The 20,990-nt window shown below is 63.4% G+C and carries 17 protein-coding genes and 1 tRNA gene; 6 read left to right on the forward strand and 12 right to left on the reverse strand.

Annotated elements, in window-relative coordinates; genetic code table 11:
* The coding region (locus tag LB535_RS06985; RefSeq protein WP_224632073.1) for an IS110 family transposase at positions 1–404 on the reverse strand (404 nt) is incomplete at its 3' end.
* A 698-nt stretch (positions 405–1,102) separates the two neighbouring features.
* Here LB535_RS06985 and LB535_RS06990 point away from each other — a divergent pair.
* The gene (locus tag LB535_RS06990) at positions 1,103–2,353 is read left to right on the forward strand and encodes a site-2 protease family protein (protein ID WP_224631686.1); all 1,251 of its coding nucleotides are present in this window, start codon (positions 1,103–1,105) and stop codon (positions 2,351–2,353) included.
* A gap of 153 nt (positions 2,354–2,506) precedes the next feature.
* Here LB535_RS06990 and lipB read toward each other — a convergent pair whose 3' ends face one another.
* On the reverse strand, positions 2,507–3,250 hold the full coding sequence (gene lipB, locus LB535_RS06995) for a lipoyl(octanoyl) transferase LipB (RefSeq protein ID WP_224631687.1): 744 nt from the start codon (positions 3,248–3,250) through the stop codon (positions 2,507–2,509).
* Positions 3,251–3,489: 239 nt separating this feature from the next.
* On the opposite strand from lipB, the gene LB535_RS07000 reads away from it, so the two are divergent.
* Positions 3,490–3,574, forward strand: a tRNA-Leu gene (locus LB535_RS07000).
* A gap of 73 nt (positions 3,575–3,647) precedes the next feature.
* Here the strand turns inward: LB535_RS07000 and LB535_RS07005 are convergent.
* From LB535_RS07005 to LB535_RS07035, 7 genes are all read right to left on the reverse strand, one after another.
* Positions 3,648–4,862, reverse strand: coding sequence for a DUF4041 domain-containing protein (locus tag LB535_RS07005; RefSeq protein ID WP_224631688.1), 1,215 nt, complete (start codon positions 4,860–4,862; stop codon positions 3,648–3,650).
* A 753-nt stretch (positions 4,863–5,615) separates the two neighbouring features.
* On the reverse strand, positions 5,616–8,297 hold the full coding sequence (locus tag LB535_RS07010) for a phosphoenolpyruvate carboxylase (protein ID WP_224631689.1): 2,682 nt from the start codon (positions 8,295–8,297) through the stop codon (positions 5,616–5,618).
* A 197-nt stretch (positions 8,298–8,494) separates the two neighbouring features.
* On the reverse strand, positions 8,495–9,394 hold the full coding sequence (gene sucD, locus LB535_RS07015) for a succinate--CoA ligase subunit alpha (RefSeq protein ID WP_095764879.1): 900 nt from the start codon (positions 9,392–9,394) through the stop codon (positions 8,495–8,497).
* A gap of 13 nt (positions 9,395–9,407) precedes the next feature.
* Positions 9,408–10,595 carry a malate--CoA ligase subunit beta gene (locus LB535_RS07020; protein WP_140839957.1) on the reverse strand — a complete coding sequence of 396 codons (1,188 nt, stop codon included), beginning with the start codon at positions 10,593–10,595 and terminating at the stop codon, positions 9,408–9,410.
* 33 nt (positions 10,596–10,628) lie between these two features.
* Positions 10,629–11,576 (reverse strand): HpcH/HpaI aldolase/citrate lyase family protein, encoded by a 948-nt coding sequence (locus LB535_RS07025; RefSeq protein ID WP_224631690.1) that lies wholly within the window; start codon positions 11,574–11,576, stop codon positions 10,629–10,631.
* 8 nt (positions 11,577–11,584) lie between these two features.
* Positions 11,585–12,775 carry an aminotransferase class V-fold PLP-dependent enzyme gene (locus LB535_RS07030; RefSeq protein WP_224545469.1) on the reverse strand — a complete coding sequence of 397 codons (1,191 nt, stop codon included), beginning with the start codon at positions 12,773–12,775 and terminating at the stop codon, positions 11,585–11,587.
* Between the two features lie 121 nt (positions 12,776–12,896).
* Entirely contained in the window at positions 12,897–13,568 is a 672-nt protein-coding gene (locus tag LB535_RS07035) for a response regulator transcription factor (protein ID WP_224545470.1), read from the reverse strand.
* Between the two features lie 359 nt (positions 13,569–13,927).
* Between LB535_RS07035 and mgtE the strand changes: the two genes are divergently transcribed.
* Together mgtE and LB535_RS07045 are read left to right on the forward strand one after the other, a co-directional pair.
* Complete coding sequence (gene mgtE / locus LB535_RS07040; protein WP_224631691.1) at positions 13,928–15,346, forward strand: magnesium transporter; 1,419 nt, start codon at positions 13,928–13,930, stop codon at positions 15,344–15,346.
* A gap of 144 nt (positions 15,347–15,490) precedes the next feature.
* Positions 15,491–15,877 carry a MerR family transcriptional regulator gene (locus LB535_RS07045; protein ID WP_027168973.1) on the forward strand — a complete coding sequence of 129 codons (387 nt, stop codon included), beginning with the start codon at positions 15,491–15,493 and terminating at the stop codon, positions 15,875–15,877.
* Between the two features lie 247 nt (positions 15,878–16,124).
* Here LB535_RS07045 and LB535_RS07050 read toward each other — a convergent pair whose 3' ends face one another.
* Together LB535_RS07050 and LB535_RS07055 are read right to left on the reverse strand one after the other, a co-directional pair.
* Positions 16,125–16,604: a methyltransferase family protein gene (locus tag LB535_RS07050; protein ID WP_224631692.1), complete on the reverse strand. Its 480-nt coding sequence runs from the start codon at positions 16,602–16,604 to the stop codon at positions 16,125–16,127.
* Positions 16,601–17,602: a heparan-alpha-glucosaminide N-acetyltransferase gene (locus tag LB535_RS07055; RefSeq protein WP_224631693.1), complete on the reverse strand. Its 1,002-nt coding sequence runs from the start codon at positions 17,600–17,602 to the stop codon at positions 16,601–16,603. The genes LB535_RS07050 and LB535_RS07055 overlap by 4 nt, the downstream gene beginning before the upstream one ends.
* 227 nt (positions 17,603–17,829) lie before the next feature.
* On the opposite strand from LB535_RS07055, the gene LB535_RS07060 reads away from it, so the two are divergent.
* Positions 17,830–19,029 (forward strand): MFS transporter, encoded by a 1,200-nt coding sequence (locus tag LB535_RS07060; protein ID WP_224631694.1) that lies wholly within the window; start codon positions 17,830–17,832, stop codon positions 19,027–19,029.
* On the opposite strand, the gene LB535_RS07065 is transcribed toward LB535_RS07060, so the two are convergent.
* Positions 18,998–20,188: an aromatic ring-hydroxylating oxygenase subunit alpha gene (locus tag LB535_RS07065; protein WP_224631695.1), complete on the reverse strand. Its 1,191-nt coding sequence runs from the start codon at positions 20,186–20,188 to the stop codon at positions 18,998–19,000. The genes LB535_RS07060 and LB535_RS07065 overlap by 32 nt on opposite strands.
* 103 nt (positions 20,189–20,291) lie before the next feature.
* Between LB535_RS07065 and LB535_RS07070 the strand changes: the two genes are divergently transcribed.
* Positions 20,292–20,978 (forward strand): gamma-glutamylcyclotransferase, encoded by a 687-nt coding sequence (locus tag LB535_RS07070; protein WP_224631696.1) that lies wholly within the window; start codon positions 20,292–20,294, stop codon positions 20,976–20,978.
* Positions 20,979–20,990: the final 12 nt, after the last annotated feature.

Here is a 20,990-nt window from a genome sequence, read left to right on the forward strand (position 1 = left end):
ACCAGTTGATCGCGGTAGCGGGCAAGCGATTGAAGCTGCTCGACTTCTTCGCGCGGCGCCGGCTCGGCCTCAGGCTGATAGCGGCGGCCGTAGTCGCTCAGCATCCTAGCATCGAGAGGATCGGTCTTGGCGCGCCGTCGCGTCGACTTGGCATAGTGGTGGGTGTGCGCCGGGTTGTGCCGCGAGAACGGCACGCCGGCCCTGGCCAGCGCATGGCGCAACAGCCGGTCATGGACGCCTGTCGCCTCCATGACGACGAAGTCGCGGCTGGGATCAAGGCCCGCCACATAGGCCGCGATCGTGTCGGCCTGGTTGTCGATGCGCCGAAGACGGCCGCTTGTCTCATCGAAAAAGTCGAGCCACTGTTTTGAGATGTCGCAGCCGACATAGTTCTGCATTATCATGTCCACGCCTCTTCCTGTGGTGCGGGGTCTGCTTGGAACAGCCCCGTGCAACTGTTCAGGTTGATGGGTCACCGGTGGGAAGGGACCGAGCCATGCCACGGCCTGTCCGAAAGGACGACCAGGATTCATTCGGTCTCCTTCCCACTTCAACCATACACCAGAACCAACACACAGGATTTCTATGGTCTGCGCCGCGTCGCTTCGCTCCTTGCTCCGCCATAGAATGACGAAGCCATCGGCGTGTTGACTAATCGCAAACGGCTGCGGTGTGCCCGCGGAGCAAGGCCCTCAACCTTTCCTTAACCCTGCCCAAAGGGATCGCGCGGTTTCGCTCCAGCGCGCCCGAGACGATCGTTGACATTCGAACAAAATTAGAACAAATTACGAACATTCCAACAACGGAGAGAGTTATGTCTGATCTGGTTCAGGATGTTGTCTCGCTGGTTTGCATGAGCACCTTTCTCGTTTCCATGGCGATCTGGATCGGCGCCATGTGATCAGGCGGTTTCGCCGCCGTACGGGACGGGCAGATGACTGCCCGTCGTTGGGGCAGGCAGGAGTCCGCCCATGTCGGGATGGGGAGACCACCTGGAACGGGCAAGAGCCCACCCGCGGGACGGACAGAGCCCGCCCGCTGTTAAGCCTTTCTTGGCCGCGTCGCCGCTAGGCTGCTCCTTCAAGATAGGGAGCCAAGGCAAGTGTCGGTCATCGTCACGGTCACGCTCGTGGCCGGCAATCTCGGACTGATCTTTCTTTTGATGACCGTGCCGCTTGGACTGCGCACGGTGACGGTCAGGCGCGTGATCAAGGCCGACCGCAATCGCCTTTGGCAGGCGCTGTGGCCGTTCGGCAGCGACGCCGGCTGGTCGGGCGAAATCCTTGCCGCCGAGCCTCTGGATAGCGAAGGGATGGCGCTGATCCGGCTCTCCTGGGAAGGACGGGACGGCCGGCCGATCGACCGCAAGGCGCGGCTCGAGGATGTGGTGGAGGGAAGCTGCTTCTCGATGACGGTCCTCGAGGATACGGCGCTCGATCCATCATTCTGGGCGAACTATCGCGAGACCGTCGAACTCGTACAGGAAGGTGATGCCACGCAGGTGACGCTCAGCCAGACAGATCGCTATCGCGGTGTCGCGTTCCTGATCTTCCGTTTCTTCGCCATGCGTCGCGAATTGCGCAAGCTCGACGTCTGGGCGGCGACGGGCACTTATCGCAGGGGCGGCTGGTTCGAGCATCCGCTGAGCCAGGTCGGCTTCGCCGTGCTTTCGGCCCTGATCCTGTGGCCGTTCTTCGGGCTCAATCTTGGCGGCCTGGCGCTGGCGGCGATCCTCATCTCGGTGGTCGCCCTGCACGAGCTTGGCCATATGGCCGCCTTTCGCCTGACGGGGCATCGCCGGGCGCGGATGATCTTCATTCCGCTGCTGGGCGGCATCGCCATCGGCGCCAGGCCCTATGACAGCCGCTTCGAGGTCGCCTTCGTGGCGCTTATGGGCGCCGGCTTCTCCGCCTTCCTGGTGCCGGTGCTGATCGCCGCCAGCGGCTTCGCCAATGGCGAAGGACATCGACTGGCCGCCATGCTTTTGGCCACGCTTGCCGGCTGCGCGTCGCTGTTCAACATCGCCAACCTCGTGCCGGTGTGGAAATTCGACGGCGGCCAAGTGCTGCGCCAGATCTGCCCGGGGCCGGCCGCACTTGCGCTGGCGTCCTTCCTGCTGCTCTTGGCGCTTCTGTCGCTCGGCTGGCGGGCTGGTTTCTCGCCGGGCTTCCTGCTGATCGCCGGCGCGGTGTTCGCGATGCTGAGCCTGATCACAGTGGGCAGCGGCGTGAAACCGCGCCATGAGCTGAAGCCGATCCGGCCCTTCGACCGGCTTGCCATGGCCGGCGCGCTGCTCGCCGTCTTTACCATCCATGGCTACGGCATGCTGTGGGCCTCGGCGCAGCTCATGTAGGGTGTGTCGACATTCAGGTGAGGCCGGTCTGCAAATGGCGGCTTCCTGCGCTTCCGGTGCTCACGTACGAAAAGTACGCTCCGCTCCGGTTCTCGGACCCCGCCATTTTCGACTCGGCCTGACCTGAATCTCGACACACCTAGGCGGAGCGGCTTAGCTAGCCTTGCGAGCGGGCTCAGCGACCGGAACGGCGGCAGGTCCGAACACATCCTCGAACGCAGCTTTCAGCGCGAGGTCGAGATCGGCCATGGTGACGGGCAGCCCGAGATCGACAAGGCTGGTCACGCCATGGTCCGAGACGCCGCAGGGCACGATGCCGCTGAAATGGCCGAGATCCGGCTCGACATTGATGGCGATGCCGTGAAAGCTCACCCAGCGCCGCAGCCGGATGCCGATGGCCGCGATCTTGTCTTCGGCGGGCGTGCCGTCCGGCAGGGCGGGCCGGTCCGGCCGTACCACCCAGACGCCGACGCGGTCCTCGCGCCGCTCGCCGCGCACGTTGAAGGCGGCGAGCGTGGCGATGATCCATTGCTCGAGCGCCGCGACGAAGGCGCGCACATCCTCGCGCCGGCGCTTCAGGTCGAGCATCACATAGGCCACGCGCTGGCCAGGACCGTGATAGGTGTATTCGCCGCCGCGCCCGGCGGCAAAAACTGGAAACCGGTTGGGATCGATCAGGTCATCGATTCGCGCGCTGGTTCCGGCGGTGTAGAGCGGCGGATGCTCGACCAGCCAGACCATCTCGTCGGCAGCACCGCTGCGGATCGCCTCGGCGCGCGCCTCCATGAAGGCCAGCGCGTCCGGATAGGACGTAAGGCCAGGTTCGATCACCCATTCCACCGGCGCCGAACCAGGCAGGGGAACGAACGACGTGGCGATCTGGCTGCGTTCTGTCATGGAACTTTCTCGATGCTCCTCTCATATGGCGGCAATCGGCCAAAACGTCCAGTTCCGCCAGTGTGAAGCCGAGCCGCGGAGGCTTGTGCCAGCCGCTTTGCCTGATGCACGTCGTCCTCCCCAAACCTCTGCGCACTTGTGGGCGATACGCATTCGCGAATATTCCGCTCGGCGCACTTGTTTCGCCGGAAACGATTTGCTACAGGCCCCGGGCCGGTCGGTTCCGGCTCCTACCACGTGCGGTCGTGGCGGAATTGGTAGACGCGCAGCGTTGAGGTCGCTGTGGGGCAACCCGTGGAAGTTCGAGTCTTCTCGACCGCACCATTCTCTCGCTTTTAGCGGTTTAGATCTGCCGAGCAGTTCCAGGCAGCCGGCCAACAGTGAACTGCCGGTAAGTTCAGATCGCGTCCGGAAATACGGATTGTTGTGCCTGTTCGACGAACGCAAGAGCCTGACGCCTCTTTGAAAGCGTTTCATGATACTCCTGAGCCTCAATATCCTTGAAGAAAGGTGCGTTGGGTGCGAGACGCTTCACCGCCGCCTCTACGTCATCAAGGGTCGCTCTGAAGAACTCCTTTCGATGATTCTGAGCATTCACCCGCGTTGGCTCAAACTCTCCGTGAAGCGCACGTTCCAAAGCTGGGGCATCGTCGCTGTAGATGATTGCGTGGGTATCGAAAACAAATGGCACGCTCGCATCGCCTAGCTCCCGGACGCGGTCCAATGGATCGAGTCTCCGCGTGAGCCCTATCTTAACGACATCACCGCCAAAGGAACCTATGTTCGATATGATATAGACGTACCCTGACCGCGTCTTTTCTGCCATCGCTTGCGCACGTTCGACTTTAGCATGAGCGGCAGCAAGGTCTTTCTCCAGCAGCTTGATCTGGTCTGCGAAAGCGTCGAGTTTTGGCCCGACGATGCTTGCAGCTTCAGCTTTGGCCTTTTCGAGCAGGCGCTGATAGTGCTCCTCCTCATCCTGAGCCTGCTCCATGTCACGGATGAGGCGCTGCTCCTCCCGCGCGAGTCGAGCAGCTTCTGTACGCTCTTCCTTCTCTGCCTTCAGCTTCTCGCGATACTCATGTGAGAGATAGAGCTCCTTCAGCTTTAATTGCACGAAATCGCCGGTGACAAAGATAGAATTAGATGCGTTGTGTTTGTCGATTTGAGCCTGCGCATTCAGAATACGCTTTTCCATCGCATTCACGTTGTTCCAACGGGTGTTGGCAATTGCGGCGTCGCATTCGTTGTTGAACGCCCTTAGTGTAAGACGGATGTTCCGGCGGGTCATCGTCTGACCTTTCGCGGCGCTCCCATCGACAGACCATTTGGTGGTGCAGATTACTGCGGCTTCAGCCGAGATCATGGCCTTTTGCTGCTCCCGAACTGATAGGATCGCGGACTTGTATTCCTCGCTGTCCGTGAAATCGAAGTGCGGTTCGTAGACGCCCATTTCAGCGAAGGCGAGCCTGTGATCGAATACTGCAACTTCCTTGAGCAATCGATCGTAGATTGATTTCTTGTCCGCATAGTCGGAACGCAAGTTTGCGATTCTATTCTCCTCAAACTTCACGTTTTTCGACAGGCGGGCTACCTCGGCTTCAATATCCATTATTGGCTTGTACCTTGCCTCCATTCGGTGGATTTGCTCTGCCTGAGAAACCTCATTCTGTAAGGCGCTCTTCCGCTCGTTTCGCATCTGAAAGAATTGCCATACGACTATTACAAGTAGGGCAGGGCAAGCGGCTACCGCTGCCAAAAGGATATTGGTAAGCATCGTGTCCCCCAACCTGCTTCCTATCCTTTTAGCGTTGCGCAATAATTATCGCCGATCAATCGATTTTTGGCATCGGTGGATGATCGTCGACATCGTTCCTCTCTATGCGAGTGTCCTCAAGTCACGGTTCCCATCTCAAATCTACGATCATGGACGACATGCAACGCAAACGCCTTGCAATCCATGCGGGTGAGACCAAGCTGCGAATGAATTCTTCAGTGCTCACGCAATGGCGTAGGGCGGAAGAACAAGCAGTCGGCCGCGACGATCCACCCCTTGTTCAGCTATTTGTTGATATCGAGAGCGTTACGGAAATACGAAACTGTGTTGCACAGGGTATTTCAGCGTCAGCAAATCCGTGGCGCGGCGAAGAAGCGGCAGTTGTTGCGTTATGCCGGAGGGAACTCGCCGACACTTAACGATATCTGAGATGCAAGATGCATAAGATTGACCAACCGCATTCGTAATCTGGCTCGAAGCTCACTTCATCAAGGTCGCGCAATTCGGCACGGAAAGGCGGCGATGTGAGCCACTAGTCTAACCCCTGAACAAAACCGGAGGTGATATAAGCAGGCGGAGAAAACCCGCCTATCCCGTCCACCCCAGACCGGCCGAGATGCAGTTGATCGAGACGAGCAGCGCGTCGGTCGCCCGCTTCTGATCTGCGCCCGTGCTTGTCCGGACCTCACGCAGCAGCTCGACCTGCAGCCGGTGAATATCGTCCATCTGCCGGCGCAGATTGTCGAAACGCCTTTTGAACATCGGGAAGCGCGCGGAAAGGTCGCCTCCCGTAAGGTCGCCGATCAGGCGCCGGGTCAGCTCGTATTCGGCCGCGATGCGGGCGTGGATTCTTGCCGCCGCATCGCTGTCGGACACCAGGTCGGCATAGAGCCGTGCGATCTCCATGTCGGACTGGCAGAGCGTCTTTTCGGCCTCGTCGACGATCAGGCGGAAAAAGCGCGAGTGCTCGAACATGCGGGTCAGAAGCTCGCGCCCGGCCTCGCCGCGCACCGTGACGAACGCGCTCAGCGCGCTGCCGATGCCGTACCAGCCGGTCAAGAGATGTCGGTTCTGGCTCCACGCGAACACCCACGGAATGGCGCGCAGGTCGGCAATGCCGCTGGCGCCGAAACGGCGATCCGGCCGTGAGCCCATTTTCAAGAGCGCCAGTTCGGCGACCGGGCTCGCCTGGTTGAAATAATCGAGGAAGCCCGGCTCGGCCATCAACCCGGCATAAGACGCCTGCGACATGCCGGCCAGCGCTTCCAGCGCTTCGTCGAACTCCGGCGATTCCTTCGGCCCGGCATCGCCGGGCGATCGGACCCCGTGCGCCAGCACGGCGGCGGCGAGAACCTCAAGCTGGTTAAGGCCAGTGCCGCGATTGGCGAATTTCGACGACACGACCTCGCCCTGCTCGGTCACCCGCATGGTTCCGGCGACGGTGCCTTGCGGCTGCGCCGCGATCGCGCGGCCGGTCGGCGCGCCGCCCCGGCTGACGGAGCCGCCGCGGCCGTGAAAGAATCCGATCCTGACCTTGTGCTTGCGGCCGATGGCGGCGAGGCGCTTCTGCGCCTTTGCCAGTTCCCAATTGGAAGCGAGGAATCCGCCATCCTTGTTGGAGTCCGAATAGCCAAGCATGATTTCCTGGCGCGCGCCGAAATCGCGCACCGTCCGCCGCACCAGCGAGACGCCGAGCAGTTCGTTCAGGATGGCAGGGGCTGCCTGCAGGTCGGCGATGGTCTCGAACAACGGCACGATCCGCAGCCTAATCGTGCCGTCGCCGCCGGGCGCGGTGGAGAGCCCGCAATATTGCGCCAGCAGATAGACCGCGAGCAGATCGTCGGCCGAGCGGGTCATGCTGAGCACGAAAGAGCCGATGGCGTCGGCATCCGCGCTGGATATTTGTTCGCGGATGACAGCGAATGTCGACAGCAGTTCACCTGCCTCCGGCGAGATTTGGCTTGCCTCGATCTGCAGCCGCTCGCCCTGGCTGAGCGCCGCGCGGATGCGCGCCGACCATTGCGGCGTGCCGGCGGCGATCGGATCGGCGGCGTCTATCAGCGCAAACAGCTCGGCCAGCACCCGATTGACGACTGTGGAGTTCTGCCGGATGTCGAGCGAGACCGTGCGGAAGCCAAAGCTTCCGACCTGCCAAACGAGCGGCTGGACGAAACGCCTGGCGACCGCGCGGCCGCCGATCGCTTCGAGGACTGATGAGAGGGCGTTGAGATCGGCGCGAAACGCCTCCGCCGAGGGGTAGGCCGCCTTGCCGCCGTCACGCGTGGCGACCAGCCGGGCCAGCAGGGCCGAAGCGAACTGGCGCAGCGGTTCGTCAGGGTTGCGGGCGGCTATCTCTTGCGCCTCTCCACTCTTATCCAGCGCTGTCTGCAGCACCGGCCTGAAGCCGGCCGGCAGGTCGATGACGTTCGAACTGGCGCTGAGCACCGTCACCAGCCGCTGCACCTGCGCCAGATACCAGCCTATGGCGGTGTTGCGGTATTCGGCCATGGCATGGGCCGTGACCGCAGCCGTCACGTTCGGATTACCGTCGCGGTCGCCACCGATCCAGGAGGCATAGCGCATGAAGGAAGGAATTCGGATCGGCTCGCCCGGATAGTGGCGCTCGCAGGCGCTCTGAAGCTTGCCATAGAGCTGCGGCGTTGCCTCGAAGATGACTTCGCGGAAGAAATGCAGTCCCCAGGCGATCTCGCGCTCGACCGTCGGTCGCTCCAGCCGCAGCTCGCCGGTCATCCACAGAAGCTCTATCTCGCTTTCCAGATCGGCGACCAAAAGATCGCGCTCGCGCGGCGCCCAGCGCGGCTGGTCGAGCTCGGTCAGCTTGCGATAGATGCGGCGGTGGATTTCCAGCACCGTGACGCGTTTGGCCTCCGTCGGATGCGCGGTCATGGTCGGGCCGACGCAAAGTTCGTCGAGCATCGCCTGGACATCGTCCGCCGAGTGGCCGCTCGCCGCCATCTCGGCAATCACGCTGGCGAAGGAGCCAGGCACTTCGTCGGCGCCCGCGCCTTGCTCGAGCTCGCGCCGCGCCCGCATAGCAAGCAACTCGTCGACAATGGTCAGCAACTGGAACCACACGCCGCTCGCCTGGAGCGCCGGGATGCGCTGCTCGGGAGCCAGCGAAACGAGTGACCTGCGTCCGTTCAGGACCGCGGCGATCTCGGGCTCACGCGCGCTTGCGACCTGAAGCAGCAGGCGTAACAGCAGGCTGCGCTCGTCCTCACGAAACTTGATGGGTTTGCTCTGTTCCAAAGCCGCTTTCCCGATCGCCAGCCGATTTGCCGCTGCGCTGCTAAGCAGGTGTCTTCAGGCAACCCCAGGCGGCCGCAGCGCACGTTTCCTGGAATTGCTCTTCATAGGGCAGCGCCGAGCGCACGGGCCGACGACCATCGAGGAGGCCGGCCCGGAACAGGCTTCCCATCCTGTCGCGATTCTCGCCTGGTCGGCCGTCAAGCCGCCTTCTTCGTCCGCGCCAGCGTATCGGCCACCACCTCGCCGAAGGAGGCGGGGGTCGGCACGATGACGACGCCGGCTTCCTTGAGGATCTCGACCTTTTCCTGCGCCGACTCGCCGAAGGCGGAGATGATCGCGCCGGCATGGCCCATGCGGCGGCCCTTCGGGGCGGAGAGGCCGGCGATGTAGGCGATCAGCGGCTTCCTCATGTTGTCGCGCGCCCAGATCGCGGCTTCGGCTTCCTGCGGGCCGCCGATCTCGCCGATCATCACCACGGCGTCGGTGTCGTCGTCGCGCTCGAAGAGCTGCAGGATGTCCTTGAAGGACGAGCCGTTGATCGGATCGCCGCCGATGCCGACGCTGGTCGACACGCCGATGCCCAGCGCCTTCATCTGCGAGGCCGCCTCGTAGCCCAGTGTGCCGGAACGGCCGACGATGCCGACGCGTCCCGGCAGATAGATGCTGCCCGGCATGATGCCCATCAGCGCCTGTCCGGGCGTGATGACGCCGGCGCAGTTCGGGCCGACCAGCCGCATGCGATCCTCGAAGCGGTAGCGGCGCATGTAGCGCTTGACCTGCATCATGTCCTGCGAGGGGATGCCGTCGGTGATGCAGACGCAAAGCTTGATGCCGGCGTCGGCGGCTTCCATGATCGAATCGGCGGCGAAGGGCGGCGGCACGAAGACGATGCTCGCCTCGGCGCGGGTCTCGCGCACGGCGCCCTTGACAGTGTTGAAGACGGGCAGGCCGAGATGCGTCTGGCCGCCCTTACCGGGGGTGACGCCGCCGACCAGCTTGGTGCCGTAGCGCTTCATGTCGTCGGCGTGGAAGCTGCCGATCTTGCCGGTGAAACCTTGCACGATGACGCGCGTGCTGCGGTTGAGCAGGATTGCCATTTCTCGACCTCCCTCAGGCTGCTTTTTTGTTCTTGGCGGCTTCGCGCCAGGCGGCGACGGCCTTTTCGGCGGCTTCGGCCAGCGTGTCGGCGACGATCACCTTCTCGCCGGAATCGGCCAGGATCTTGCGTCCTTCCTCGACCTTGGTGCCGGATAGGCGCACCACCAACGGCACGTCGACACCGACCTCGCGGATCGCCTTGATGACGCCTTCCGCCACCCAGTCGCAGCGGTTGATGCCGGCGAAGATGTTGACCAGGATTGTCTCGACATTCTTATCGCCGAGCACGGCGCGGAAGGATTTCGCCACCCGCTCCGGCGAGGCGCCACCGCCGATATCGAGGAAATTGGCCGGCTCGCCGCCGGCGATCTTGATCATGTCCATCGTCGCCATGGCCAGGCCGGCGCCGTTGATGATGCAGCCGATATTGCCCTCGAGCCCGACATAGGAGAGGCCGCGGTCGCTGGCGAAAGTCTCGCGCGGATCTTCCTGGCTCTTGTCGCGCAGCTCGGAAATCTCCGGCCGGCGAAACAGCGCGTTCTCGTCGAACGACATTTTTGCGTCGAGCGCGACCAGGCTGCCGTCGCGCGTCACCACCAGCGGGTTGATCTCCAGCATCGAGGCATCGTAGTCGCGGAACACCTGGTAGCAGCCGAGGATGGTTTCGGTCGCCTTGCCGATCAGGTTGCTTTCGAGGCCTAGTCCGAAGGCGATCTCGCGCGCCTGGAAGCCTTGCATGCCGACGCCCGGATCGACGGTGGCGCGGATGATGGAGTCCGGCTTCTTTTCGGAGATGTCCTCGATCTCCATGCCGCCGGCGGCCGACGCCACGATCATGACGCGCTCTTCCTTGCGGTCGAGGACGAAGCCGAGATAGAGCTCCTGCGCGATGTCGACCGCTTCCTCGAGATAAAGGCGCGAGATCAGCTTGCCGCGCGGGCCGGTCTGCTGGGTCACCAGCTTGCGCCCGAGCATGGCTTCTGCCGCGTTGGAGATCTCCTCGTCGTTCGAGCAGAGTTTTATCCCGCCGGCCTTGCCGCGCGCGCCGGAATGGACCTGCGCCTTTAGCACCCATTTGGCGCCGCCGATCTCCCTGGCACGATAGGTCGCCTGTTCGGGGCTGTAGGCGAGGCCGCCGCGCGGCACATGCACGCCGTGGCGGGCAAGCAGTTCCTTGGCCTGGTATTCGTGGATGTCCATCATGTCCTCCCGGTAATTTTTTAGCGCGCCGCGCTATGCGCCTGGCCGGCGCTCGATCGCCTCGCTCACCACCAGCACGTTGCGCGCCATGCGCTCCGAAGCCGCGTCGATCATCTTGCCGTCGAGGGCCGCCGCGCCCTTGCCGAGCGCCTCGGCCTCCTTCAGCACCTCGAGGATACGCCTGGCCCGCGTGACTTCTTTCTCCGGCGGCGAGAACACATCGTTGGCCAAGGCGATCTGCGAAGGGTGGATCGCCCATTTGCCTTCAATGCCGAGCGCCGCGGCACGCCTCGCGGCCGCGTTGTAGCCTTCCGGATCGGAAAAATCGCCGAATGGACCGTCGATGGCGCGCAGGCCGTAGGCGCGGCAGGCGACCGTCATGCGCGACAAAGCGAAATGCCACTGGTCGCCGGGATAATCGGGGTTGAGCCCGCCGATGTTGACCGTGCGCGCCTTGTTGCTTGCGGCATAGTCGGCGACGCCGAAATGCATGGCTTCCAGCCGGCCCGGCGTGGCGGCGATCGCCTCGACATTGGCCATGCCAAGCGCCGTCTCGATCAATGCCTCGAGGCCGACACGGGTCTTGAAACCCTTGGCCATCTCGATCTGATTGACCATGGCCTCGACCATATAGAGGTCGGCCGGCACGCCGACCTTCGGCACCAGGATCGTGTCCAGCCGGTCGCCGGCCTGCTCCATGACGTCGACGACGTCGCGGTACATGTAATGCGTGTCGAGGCCGTTGATGCGCACCGAGACGGTCTTGCCCTTGGCGCGCCAGTCGATGTCGTTCAGCGCCTGGATGATGTTCTTGCGGGCGCGTTCCTTGTCGGGCGGCGCCACCGCATCCTCGATGTCGAGGAAGACGAAGTCGGCGGCGCTGTTGGCCGCCTTGTCGATCATCTCCGGGCTGGAGCCCGGCACCGCGAGCTCGCTGCGCTGCAGCCTCAGCTTCTTCAGATGGTTGATGGTGTGGCTCATGGTACCCCTCACGCCGCTCTGGCGACCGGCACGTCGGCCGTGCGGCGGAAATGCTCGATCGCCGCCGCCACGCCCGAGCCGGGCGCCAGGCGCACGCCGCAATCGAGCAGCGCCATTTCGGCGGCCGACAGCGAGGCGCAGACCATAACCTCGTTCAGCCAGCCAAGATGACCGATGCGGAAGACTTTTCCGAACACCTTGTTCAAGCCGCCGCCGAGGGAGGTGTTGTATTGCTGGTAGGCGCGCTTGACGACATTGGCGCTGTCGATGCCTTCCGGCACCAGGATGGCGCTGACCGTGTCGGAGTGCCATTGCGGTGTCTTGGCGCAGAGCTTCAGGCCCCAGGCGTCGACGGCCTTGCGCACGCCCTCGGCCAGGCGATGGTGGCGGGCGAAGATGTTTTCCAACCCTTCCTCGGCAATCAGGTCGAGCGAAGCGCGCAGGCCGCGCAGCAACTGGGTGGCCGGCGTATAGGGGAAATAGCCCGCGTCATTGGCGCGGATCATGTCCTCGAAGGAAAAGTAGCAATGCCGGTGTGTCGCCACTCGCGAAGCGGCAAGCGCCTTCTTGCTGACCGACAGGAAGCCGAGGCCGGCCGGCAGCATGAAGCCTTTCTGCGAACCGCTGACAGCGCAGTCGACGCCCCATTCCTCCTGGCGGAAGTCGATCGAGCCGATCGAGGAAACTCCGTCGACGAAGAGAAGGGCAGGATGGTTCGCCGCGTCGAGCGCGGCGCGGCAGCCGGCGACGTCGCTGGTGACGCCGGTCGCGGTCTCGTTCTGGGTGCAGAAGACAGCCTTGATGCGGTGCGCCTTGTCGGCCCGAAGCTTCTCGACATAGAGCTCGAGCGGGACGCCAGTGCCCCATTCGCAATCGATGACATCGACATCGAAGCCGAGCCGCTCGGCCATGTCGACCCATAGATGGGAGAATTGGCCGAAGCGCGACATCAACACCCTGTCGCCGGGGCTGAGCACATTGGTCATCGCCGCTTCCCAGGCGCCGGTGCCCGAGGAGGGGTAGATGAAGACGCGGCCGGTCTCGTTCTTGAAGACCTTTTTGATGTCCTCGAACAGCGGTAGCGTCAGGTTGGGGAAGGAGGAGGCGCGCATATCCTCCATCGGCAGGTTCATGGCTTGCCGGACCTGTTCCGGAATGTTGGTGGGTCCTGGGATAAAGAGATGGGTAAACCCAGCCATGCGCGAAACTCCTCCGATCGTTGGGATATTGGAGGCAGTTTCGTTTCGATGAGGCCTTGCAACAACACCTTCCCGGGTAAGTTGTTGGCCCTTGCGGGTGGGATGATCCTACCCGGTTGGCCTACCCGATAGGCGATTTGGAGGTGCGGCGTTTCTCGCTCGAATAGAGCGCGACGGCCATGGCGCGGTTGCGGACGTCCAGCTTGTCGTAGAGGTTCTTCAGGTGATACTTCACCGTGTTCTCGGAAATCCCGGTCCGCGTCGCGATCTGCAAATTGGTCCAGCCGTCGGAAAGCACCGCCAGCAACTCGCGCTCGCGCACGGTGAGCCTGGACAACGGCGTGTCGTTGACCTTGTTGATGTCGATATAGGGAATGCAGATACGCCCGTGGGCGACCGCCAGGATCGTCTCGAAGATCACCGGCGGATCGTCGAACTGGAAGCAGTAGCCTTGAGCGCCCAGGCGCACGCATTGCTTCAGGATGCCGATGTCGTGGTCGTTGGAGAAGATCGCGATGCGCACGCCAAGCTCGCGGCTCTGGACTTCCGTAAGCACATCGGCGCCGTCCATGTCGGCCAGCTTCCAGCCGACGACGGCGACATCGAATTGCGTGGCGGCGGCCAGTTCCAGGAATTGCGCGCCGCTGTGCACGACACCGAGCAAATCGAAGCGGCCGTCGCATTCCAGCATCTCGCGCAGCGCCGAAACGACGAATGGATTGCGTTCGGCGACGACCACGCGAACGCGCCGCTCGGCATTGCCCTCGTTCGTTTTTGCGGACTTGATGTTCAAGGCCAGCGTTTTTCCCCGGACCGATTGGCGATGCGCTGATCCCGCTGGATCATGCATCATGACAATTCTGCCTCAATGGGGAAGGGGTGCTCTTTCCCCAGCGACATGCGCTGTCGCGCCGGCTGAAGCCATTGCCACACCTGCGGGCCGCGCTCCACGCCGCTTCCGGGAGGTGGCGAGGCGACGGCGACCGTCCCATTTCCTTGGCTATTCCGCGCGCTAGAGCGGCATCTTTCCAAGACGAATCCTGTTGCCGCGCTATCTGCCGCACAGGGTTTGGATTTCCCGAAAAGCGGTTTCCCCTTTTCGGGATCATGCACTAGACCTCGTTTAGGGATTCCTCGTTGCGGGAGGCGCTGGTGGAAGGCCAGGACACACAGACGACCGGCGCCGCGCCCGCCGAGGAGCGCCACGCCGACATCTATGGCGAGGACGGCGCGGTGCGCGCCTCCTTCCTTGCCCAGATCGGCGCGGCGATCGCCGACCGCGACACGGTCACCCTCAAGCGCGAAGTCGACGACCTGCACCAGTCGGAGCTCGGCGACGTGCTGGAGGCGCTTCATCCTGAACAGCGCCGCGCTTTGGTCGAACTGCTCGGCTCCGATTTCGACTTCTCCGCGCTGACCGAGGTCGACGAGGCGATCCGCCTCGACATTGTAGACAATCTGCCCAACGCACAGATCGCGCAGGCGGTGCAGGAGCTCGATTCGGACGACGCCGTCTACATCCTCGAGGATCTCGAGAAGGAAGACCAGGACGAGATCCTGTCGCAACTGCCTTTCACGGAGCGCATCAGGCTCAGGCGCGCCCTCGATTATCCGGAAGAGACCGCCGGCCGGCGCATGCAGACCGAGTTTGTCGCCGTGCCGCCATTCTGGACGATCGGCCAAACCATCGACTACATGCGCGAGGACAAGAACCTTCCCGAGCGCTTCAGCCAGATCTTCGTCATCGACCCGAGTTTCAAGCTGCTCGGCGCCATCGACCTCGACCAGATCCTGCGCAGCAAGCGCGCGGTCAAGGTCGAGCAGGTCATGCATGAGACCCTGCACGCGATCCCGGCTACGATGGACCAGGAAGAGGCGGCGCGCGAGTTCGAGCAGTACAACCTCCTCTCCGCCGCCGTGGTCGACGAGAACGGGCGGCTAGTCGGCGTGCTGACCATCGACGACGTGGTCGACGTCATCCAGGAAGAGGCGGAAGAGGACCTTCTGCGCATGGGCGGCGTCGGCGACGAGGAATTATCCGACACCGTGCTCGCCACCTCGCGCTCGCGCGTGCCCTGGCTGCTGGTCAACCTTGTGACCGCCTTCCTTGCCGCCTCGGTCATCGGCCTGTTCGACCGCACGATCGAGCATATCGTGGCGCTGGCGGTGCTGATGCCGATCGTCGCCGGAATGGGCGGCAATGCCGGCTCGCAGACCATGACCGTCACCGTGCGCGCGCTGGCGACCAGGGACCTCGATATCTACAACGCCGCCCGCATCATCCGCCGCGAGCTCGGTGTCGGTTTCGTCAACGGGGTGGTGTTTGCCGTGCTCATCGGCATGGTTGCCGGTTTTTGGTTCCGCGATCCCAATCTGGGCGGCATCATCGCGGCGGCTATGATCATCAACATGTTTGCGGCTGCGCTTGCCGGGATACTCATCCCCCTGCTGCTTGACCGTTTCAAGATCGACCCGGCCGTGGCCTCCGCCGTCTTCGTCACCACCGTCACCGATGTCGTCGGCTTCTTTGCTTTCCTTGGCTTGGCTACCTGGTGGTTCAGCATTCGCTAAAGCAATAAAGCGCCGTTAATTGACTTTTACGTAAGTGCCGTGCGAGGGTTGCCGCGGGGTCACGTGCCGATTCCGGCGCTGGATGGGTATCATCGGAGGGAAGGGCGACGCTTCAAGCGGCGATGCCCGGGCTTGGGAGCGGGAATGCGGGAATATTACACGATCACCGAGCTGACGCGCGAGTTCGACGTCTCGACGCGGACATTGCGCTTTTACGAGGACGAGGGGCTGGTGCAGCCGGTAAGGCGCGGCCGCACGCGGCTGTTTCGGCCGTCGGACCGGCATCTCATCCGCCAGATCATGCGGGGAAAAAGGCTCGGCTTCTCGATCAACGAGATCCGCGAGATCATTCAGATGTACAAGGAGCCGCCCGGCGAGGTCGGCCAGCTCAAGCTGATGATCAAGCGCATCGAGGAGAAGCGCGAGGACCTGCGCCAGAAGCGGCGCGACCTGGAAGAGACGCTGGCCGAGTTGGACCAGGCCGAAGAGTCCTGCGTGGAGCGGCTGGCCGAGTTGGGCGTGAATACGTAGGGAGTCGAACGAATATTGGCGATTGGCCTGAGCCTCTGAATTTCGTCATCCTAGGGCGGAGCAAGGAGCGTAGCGACGCGCGCAGACCCTAGGATCCATGCCGTGGCGCTAAGGCATTGCAACGATTACAGAATTCTGCACCGTTGCACCTTACGTCATAGGTCACGGAATGGATCCTCGGGTCAAGCCCGAGGATGACGACGTCCGGAACGCTTAGGCTAATCGCAGGCCACTCAGGAAGCAGCCCTCAAATCCAACGCCGCACCCGCTTGGCATAATCGCGGTATTTCTTGCCGAACTTCTCCGCCAGGATCTTTTCCTCCTTCTCGATCGCCAGCTTCTGCGTGGCGAAGGCGGCCAGGAAGGCGAAGAGCAGGAACCAGGCGATGCCGGTGATGAAGGCGACGCCGATCAGCAGCAGCGTGTTGGCGAGATACATCGGATTGCGGGTGATGCCGAAGGGGCCCGACGTCACCAGGTGATCGGGCTCGGCATTGGGGTCAAATGTCGTCTTGGCCCGCATCATCACGCGGATGGCCGTGATCCAGAGCATGGCGACGCCGAACAGCGCCACCCAGCCGACGCCGAACAGGAGATCGCCGAGGATGTCACCGATCCAGGGCAGCGGGTAGAGCATGCCGAGGACGATGCTCGCCGCAATCGCCGCGACATAGATCACCGGCGGCCAGGGAATGATCCCGTGTCTGGGCTTTGTGATGCCCGTCATTGCTGCCCTCCCTCCATCTGGTCCTGCGTCGCGGCGGTGCAGGTCTCCGCCATGTCGGCCAGATGCGATTTCCAGACGCTGGACTGATCGTTGGCGTAGAGCTTGTCGAGTGACCCTTCGCCCTTCAGCGTGTCCAGCATGCAGCCACAATAGCTCGTACAGAACTTGCTGTCCCGCTGTTGTTCGCACTGCGCCTGGCAAGCCGGCAGGAAGCCGGCTTCCCGATCCTGAGGGACTGCCGGCATGACCTGCGAGAACAGCCACACCGAGCCGAACAGAAGCGGCTGGTGGATGAGGTAAAAGGCGAGGCTGTGCCGGCCGATGAAGGTCAGCGGCTTAGACCAGCGGCCGGGCAGCCACCTTCCCAGACGGGCGAGCAAGCCCGATGCGGAAGCGAGCTTCACCGTGGCGATGCCCGCAAGCACCGCGCCGAACCACGGGAAGAGCGGCACGTAGTCGTTGGAACGCGGGTTGGTGGCGGAAAGGCCCACCCACCACAGCGCCGGATGGTCGAAGAACTCCGACCGCAGATAGTAAGGGGCGGCAATGACCGCCGCGGCGATGATCGCCGTCACCAGCCAGGGCAGCCTTAGAAAGGCGAGGCCGAGCAGGCTCGCCAGCGCGATCTCATGCAGGATGCCGAAGAAGATGAACCCGTCCGGGGTGACGATGTGGGTGACTGCCGAGATGGCGGCCGCTGCGATGGCCACCATGGCAAAGCGCTTCCAGAAGCCTGGCCAACGGATCTGACGGCCGTGGGCGAGGAAGAGGCTGACGCCGACCAGAAACAGGAAAGTCGAGGCAATGCAGCGCGCGTAGAATTTCCACCAGCCGAAGGCGGTGAGGGCGGGCGCGGTGTAGCCGAAGTTTTCGAGGTCCCAGGTGAAGTGGTAGCTCGCCATCGCGATCAGCGCGATGCCGCGCAGGATGTCGATGGCCTGGATGCGGCCGTGCTTTGGCGCGTCCTGAACAGGGCCGCTCGTCGTTTGAAGGCTCATCATCTCGATCCGATTCAGTCCTGCCAAACGACCTATCACGGTTCAAGTGGACGACAGAAGCAGGCGGCCATCAATGCTGTTCATGGCAGCCATGAAATTTCGCTTTAGGCCAGAGCTGGAAAGCCTTTGGCAGGCTCCGCTTTTCGGCCTCTCGGAGTCGGTTTCCTGCTACTGGCCGGCAGCTGGCCCGGCCAGATTCGGGCGGTGATTCACGTCTCGGAGGGCCGATGTCCACCCATGTGCGCCATCCGATCTGGCTTCCGGCCCTGCGGCCGGCGGACGCGCGCACCTTCGCCTCACTCTATGCGGTTGAATCCTTCGCCCGCGCCACGATCTCCAGCGTGATCCCGATCCAGGCGTACGAGATCCTGCACAATGAGCGGATCGTCTCGGTCCTCTACACGATCGTGTCCCTGATGGGCCTCTCGGTCACGCTGTTCATGCCGGTGCTCATTCGCCGCTTCGCGCGGCGCTGGGTCTACACGGCCGGCTGCGTGCTGCTGGCGCTCGGCTCCGCCTTCTTCATCACCCACTCGCTGCCCGGCCAGATTGCCGGCATGCTGTGCCGCGTCATGGGGGCGAGCGCGCTGTCGATCACGCTCAACCTCTACATCATGGATCACATACGCAAGACCGACTTCATGCAGGCAGAATCGCTGCGCATGGCGTGGTCGATGTTCGCCTGGACAGGCGGGCCGACGCTCGGCATCTTCCTCTACACCCATTTCGGCATCTATGCCGCGCATGGCGCGGTCGTCGTGTTTGCGTTCGCGCTGCTTTGCCTGTTCTGGTTCTACCGGTTGAGCGACAACCAGTCGATCCGGCCCGGCAGGTCGCGGCCCGCCAATCCGCTCGCCAATATCGGCCGCTTCGTGAAGCAGCCAAGGCTCAGGCTTGCCTGGCTGATCGCCTTCGGCCGCTCCTGCTTCTGGACGACGTTCTTCGTCTACGGCCCGCTGTTCATGGTGATCACCGGCCAGGGCGAGCTCGCCGGCGGCTTGCTGGTTTCGGCCGGCAACGCGCTCCTGTTCGCGGCGATCTTCTGGGGCAGGGCCGGCAAGCGCTTTGGCGGGCGCAAGGTCATGACTTTCGCCTATTTCGCCATGTCGGCCATGTTGTTTGCCGCGGGCGCAATCGGCGAGGCGGCGCCGTTGCTCACCGGCGCGCTGCTGCTTTGCGGCGCGCTCTTCACCATCGCGCTCGACGCGCTCGGCTCGACCGCCTTCATGCGCTCGGTGCGCGCTTACGAGAAGGCGCAGATGGCGGCGGTCTACCGCACCTATCTCGATTTCTCCGAGCTGACGCCGCCGCTCGTCTATTCGGTGGTGCTCGCCTTCTTCGGGCTGGGCTCGGTGTTCGTCACGCTCGGCATCCTGGCCGCCTTTTGCGGCTTCGTCACCTGGCGCTACCTGCCGAAGGCGTTTTGAACGCTGCGTGACGACCGCGCACCCAATCGTGGAAGCGGTGCAGATCGTATTCCTCCGGCATCAGCACGCCGGCCTCGTGGCGCATCGAGCGCAGCCCCTTCTGGTTGATCTCGCAGATCACGGCGTCTTCTTCGAGCACCTGGGTGCCGAAGGCGACGATGTTTTCGACATCGGTCTCAGCCAACGCTTCCGCGGCGAACAGCCATTCGGCGGTGAGCTCGGTCTGCTCGGGACCGAGCGGGGCCAGCCGCACGGTGCGCATATAATCGATATGGCCGACGATGAACATCGACGGCAGCGAGGTGGCGTAGGTCTGGCCGGCGGCGCGCTCGGCCGGCGTCAGGCCGGAAAAGACAGGGCCATGGACATGGCCGTCCTTGGACCAGGTTTCGGCGCCGGGGCGCAGCCGGCCGGAGAATTCCGGGGCGTCATTGTCGGCGTGGCGCGACCATTCGGGATCGTCACGCCTGGCCATCAGGCCGCGGCCGTAGATCGGCACCAGCCGCGACAAGTCCTTATGCACGCCCGGGCAGTGCAGGCATTCGTTGAAGTTCTCCCAGAAGACCTTCCAGTTGCAGTTCATCACCCTGGTGAGCCGGTGGCCGGTGACGAGGCTTTCCAGCGGCCAGTTGAAAAGATCGCCGGAGGCGCGGTCAAAGGCGCTTTCCGCCGAGCCGTCGGGATGCTCGGCGAGATTGACGAAGACGAAACCGCGCCAAACCGAGAGCGCCACGCGGTAGAGCGGATAATCGGCCTTGTCGAAGCCCTCGGGCAGCGATTTCGACGGCACACGCACGAGATCGCCGCGCAGCGAATAGGACCATGCGTGGTAGGGGCAGGTGAGCAGCCTGGCCTTCAGCCGCCCCGCGCTTTCCTGGCAAAGCTGCGAGCCGCGATGCCGGCAGGTGTTGTGGAAGGCGCGCAAGGCGCCGGTCTCGTCGCACAGCACGACGATCTCCTGGCTGCCGATGCGGAACGTTCGGAAGGAGAGGGGCTCGGCTATATCGGCCTCGCGGCAGACCATCAGCCAGCTTCGGTACCAGATCGCCTCCAGATCGCGGCGATACTCGTCGGCGCCCCAGTAGGAGGCGGACGGCAAGGTCGGCTGGAGACTGGTCAGGCCGTTGTAAGACGCGCGTTCGCTCGGATCGGGCTGCATCGGCTTCTCCGTGGCTGCCGACAGCCGACACCCGGGCCAAGGAGTTGTCAACCGCGAGGCGGCCGCATAGTTTCGGTCGCGCAGGAACCTTAAGGTCGCGCGCATGCTGCCAAGAACCATGTCGCTTACCGAGGAACTGGTCGCTCGCTGCTTCCGCGCGGTCGAGGATGCGGGACCGGATCCCGACGCGGCGCATCTGGATGACAGCGACTATGCGGCGATGACGCGTGAGCTGGAGGCTCAACTCCTGGCCAACGAACCGCTCTGGCTGTTTGGCTACGGCTCTCTGATCTGGAAGCCCGAGATCGAGCATGTCGAGGAGCGCGTGGCCCTGCTGCGCGGCTGGCACAGATCCTTTTGCATGAACATGACGCGCTGGCGCGGCACCAAGGAAAGTCCGGGCCTGATGATGGCGCTGGACCGTGGCGGACAATGCGAGGGCGTCGCCTTTCGGCTCGGCGACGGCGACAGGCGCGAGCAACTCGACAAGATCCTGCGGCGAGAGGTGACACTGAAGCCGACCAGCTATCATCCGCGCCTGCTCGATATGACGAGCGATGGCGGCCCGCTGCGGGCGCTGGCCTTCGTCATCAACCGCCAGGGCACCACCTATGCCGGTCCATTAAGCGAGGAAGCGGTTGCCGAAAGGCTGGCGACCTCCTGCGGCCATTGGGGGTCGGGCGCCGACTATCTCTACAACACGGTGAAGAATCTCGAGCAGCGCGGCATCCACGATACGCATTTGTGGCGGCTTCAGCAGCTGGTCGCGGCGCGGATTGCCGGCTCGTAGCACCGCAAGTCG

It is taken from the genome of Mesorhizobium sp. CA10 (genome assembly GCF_020165285.1).
GTDB lineage: Bacteria > Pseudomonadota > Alphaproteobacteria > Rhizobiales > Rhizobiaceae > Mesorhizobium.

Coding starts and splice junctions, on each gene's coding strand:
- lipB (WP_224631687.1), bottom strand. CDS start 3,250: ATGACAGAACGCAGCCAGATCGCCACGTCGTTCGTTCCCCTGCCTGGT.
- LB535_RS07005 (WP_224631688.1), bottom strand. CDS start 4,862: ATGGATATTGAAGCCGAGGTAGCCCGCCTGTCGAAAAACGTGAAGTTT.
- sucD (WP_095764879.1), bottom strand. CDS start 9,394: ATGGCAATCCTGCTCAACCGCAGCACGCGCGTCATCGTGCAAGGTTTC.
- LB535_RS07020 (WP_140839957.1), bottom strand. CDS start 10,595: ATGGACATCCACGAATACCAGGCCAAGGAACTGCTTGCCCGCCACGGC.
- LB535_RS07025 (WP_224631690.1), bottom strand. CDS start 11,576: ATGAGCCACACCATCAACCATCTGAAGAAGCTGAGGCTGCAGCGCAGC.
- LB535_RS07030 (WP_224545469.1), bottom strand. CDS start 12,775: ATGGCTGGGTTTACCCATCTCTTTATCCCAGGACCCACCAACATTCCG.
- LB535_RS07045 (WP_027168973.1), top strand. CDS start 15,491: ATGCGGGAATATTACACGATCACCGAGCTGACGCGCGAGTTCGACGTC.
- LB535_RS07050 (WP_224631692.1), bottom strand. CDS start 16,604: ATGACGGGCATCACAAAGCCCAGACACGGGATCATTCCCTGGCCGCCG.
- LB535_RS07055 (WP_224631693.1), bottom strand. CDS start 17,602: ATGAGCCTTCAAACGACGAGCGGCCCTGTTCAGGACGCGCCAAAGCAC.
- LB535_RS07060 (WP_224631694.1), top strand. CDS start 17,830: ATGTCCACCCATGTGCGCCATCCGATCTGGCTTCCGGCCCTGCGGCCG.
- LB535_RS07065 (WP_224631695.1), bottom strand. CDS start 20,188: ATGCAGCCCGATCCGAGCGAACGCGCGTCTTACAACGGCCTGACCAGT.
- LB535_RS07070 (WP_224631696.1), top strand. CDS start 20,292: ATGCTGCCAAGAACCATGTCGCTTACCGAGGAACTGGTCGCTCGCTGC.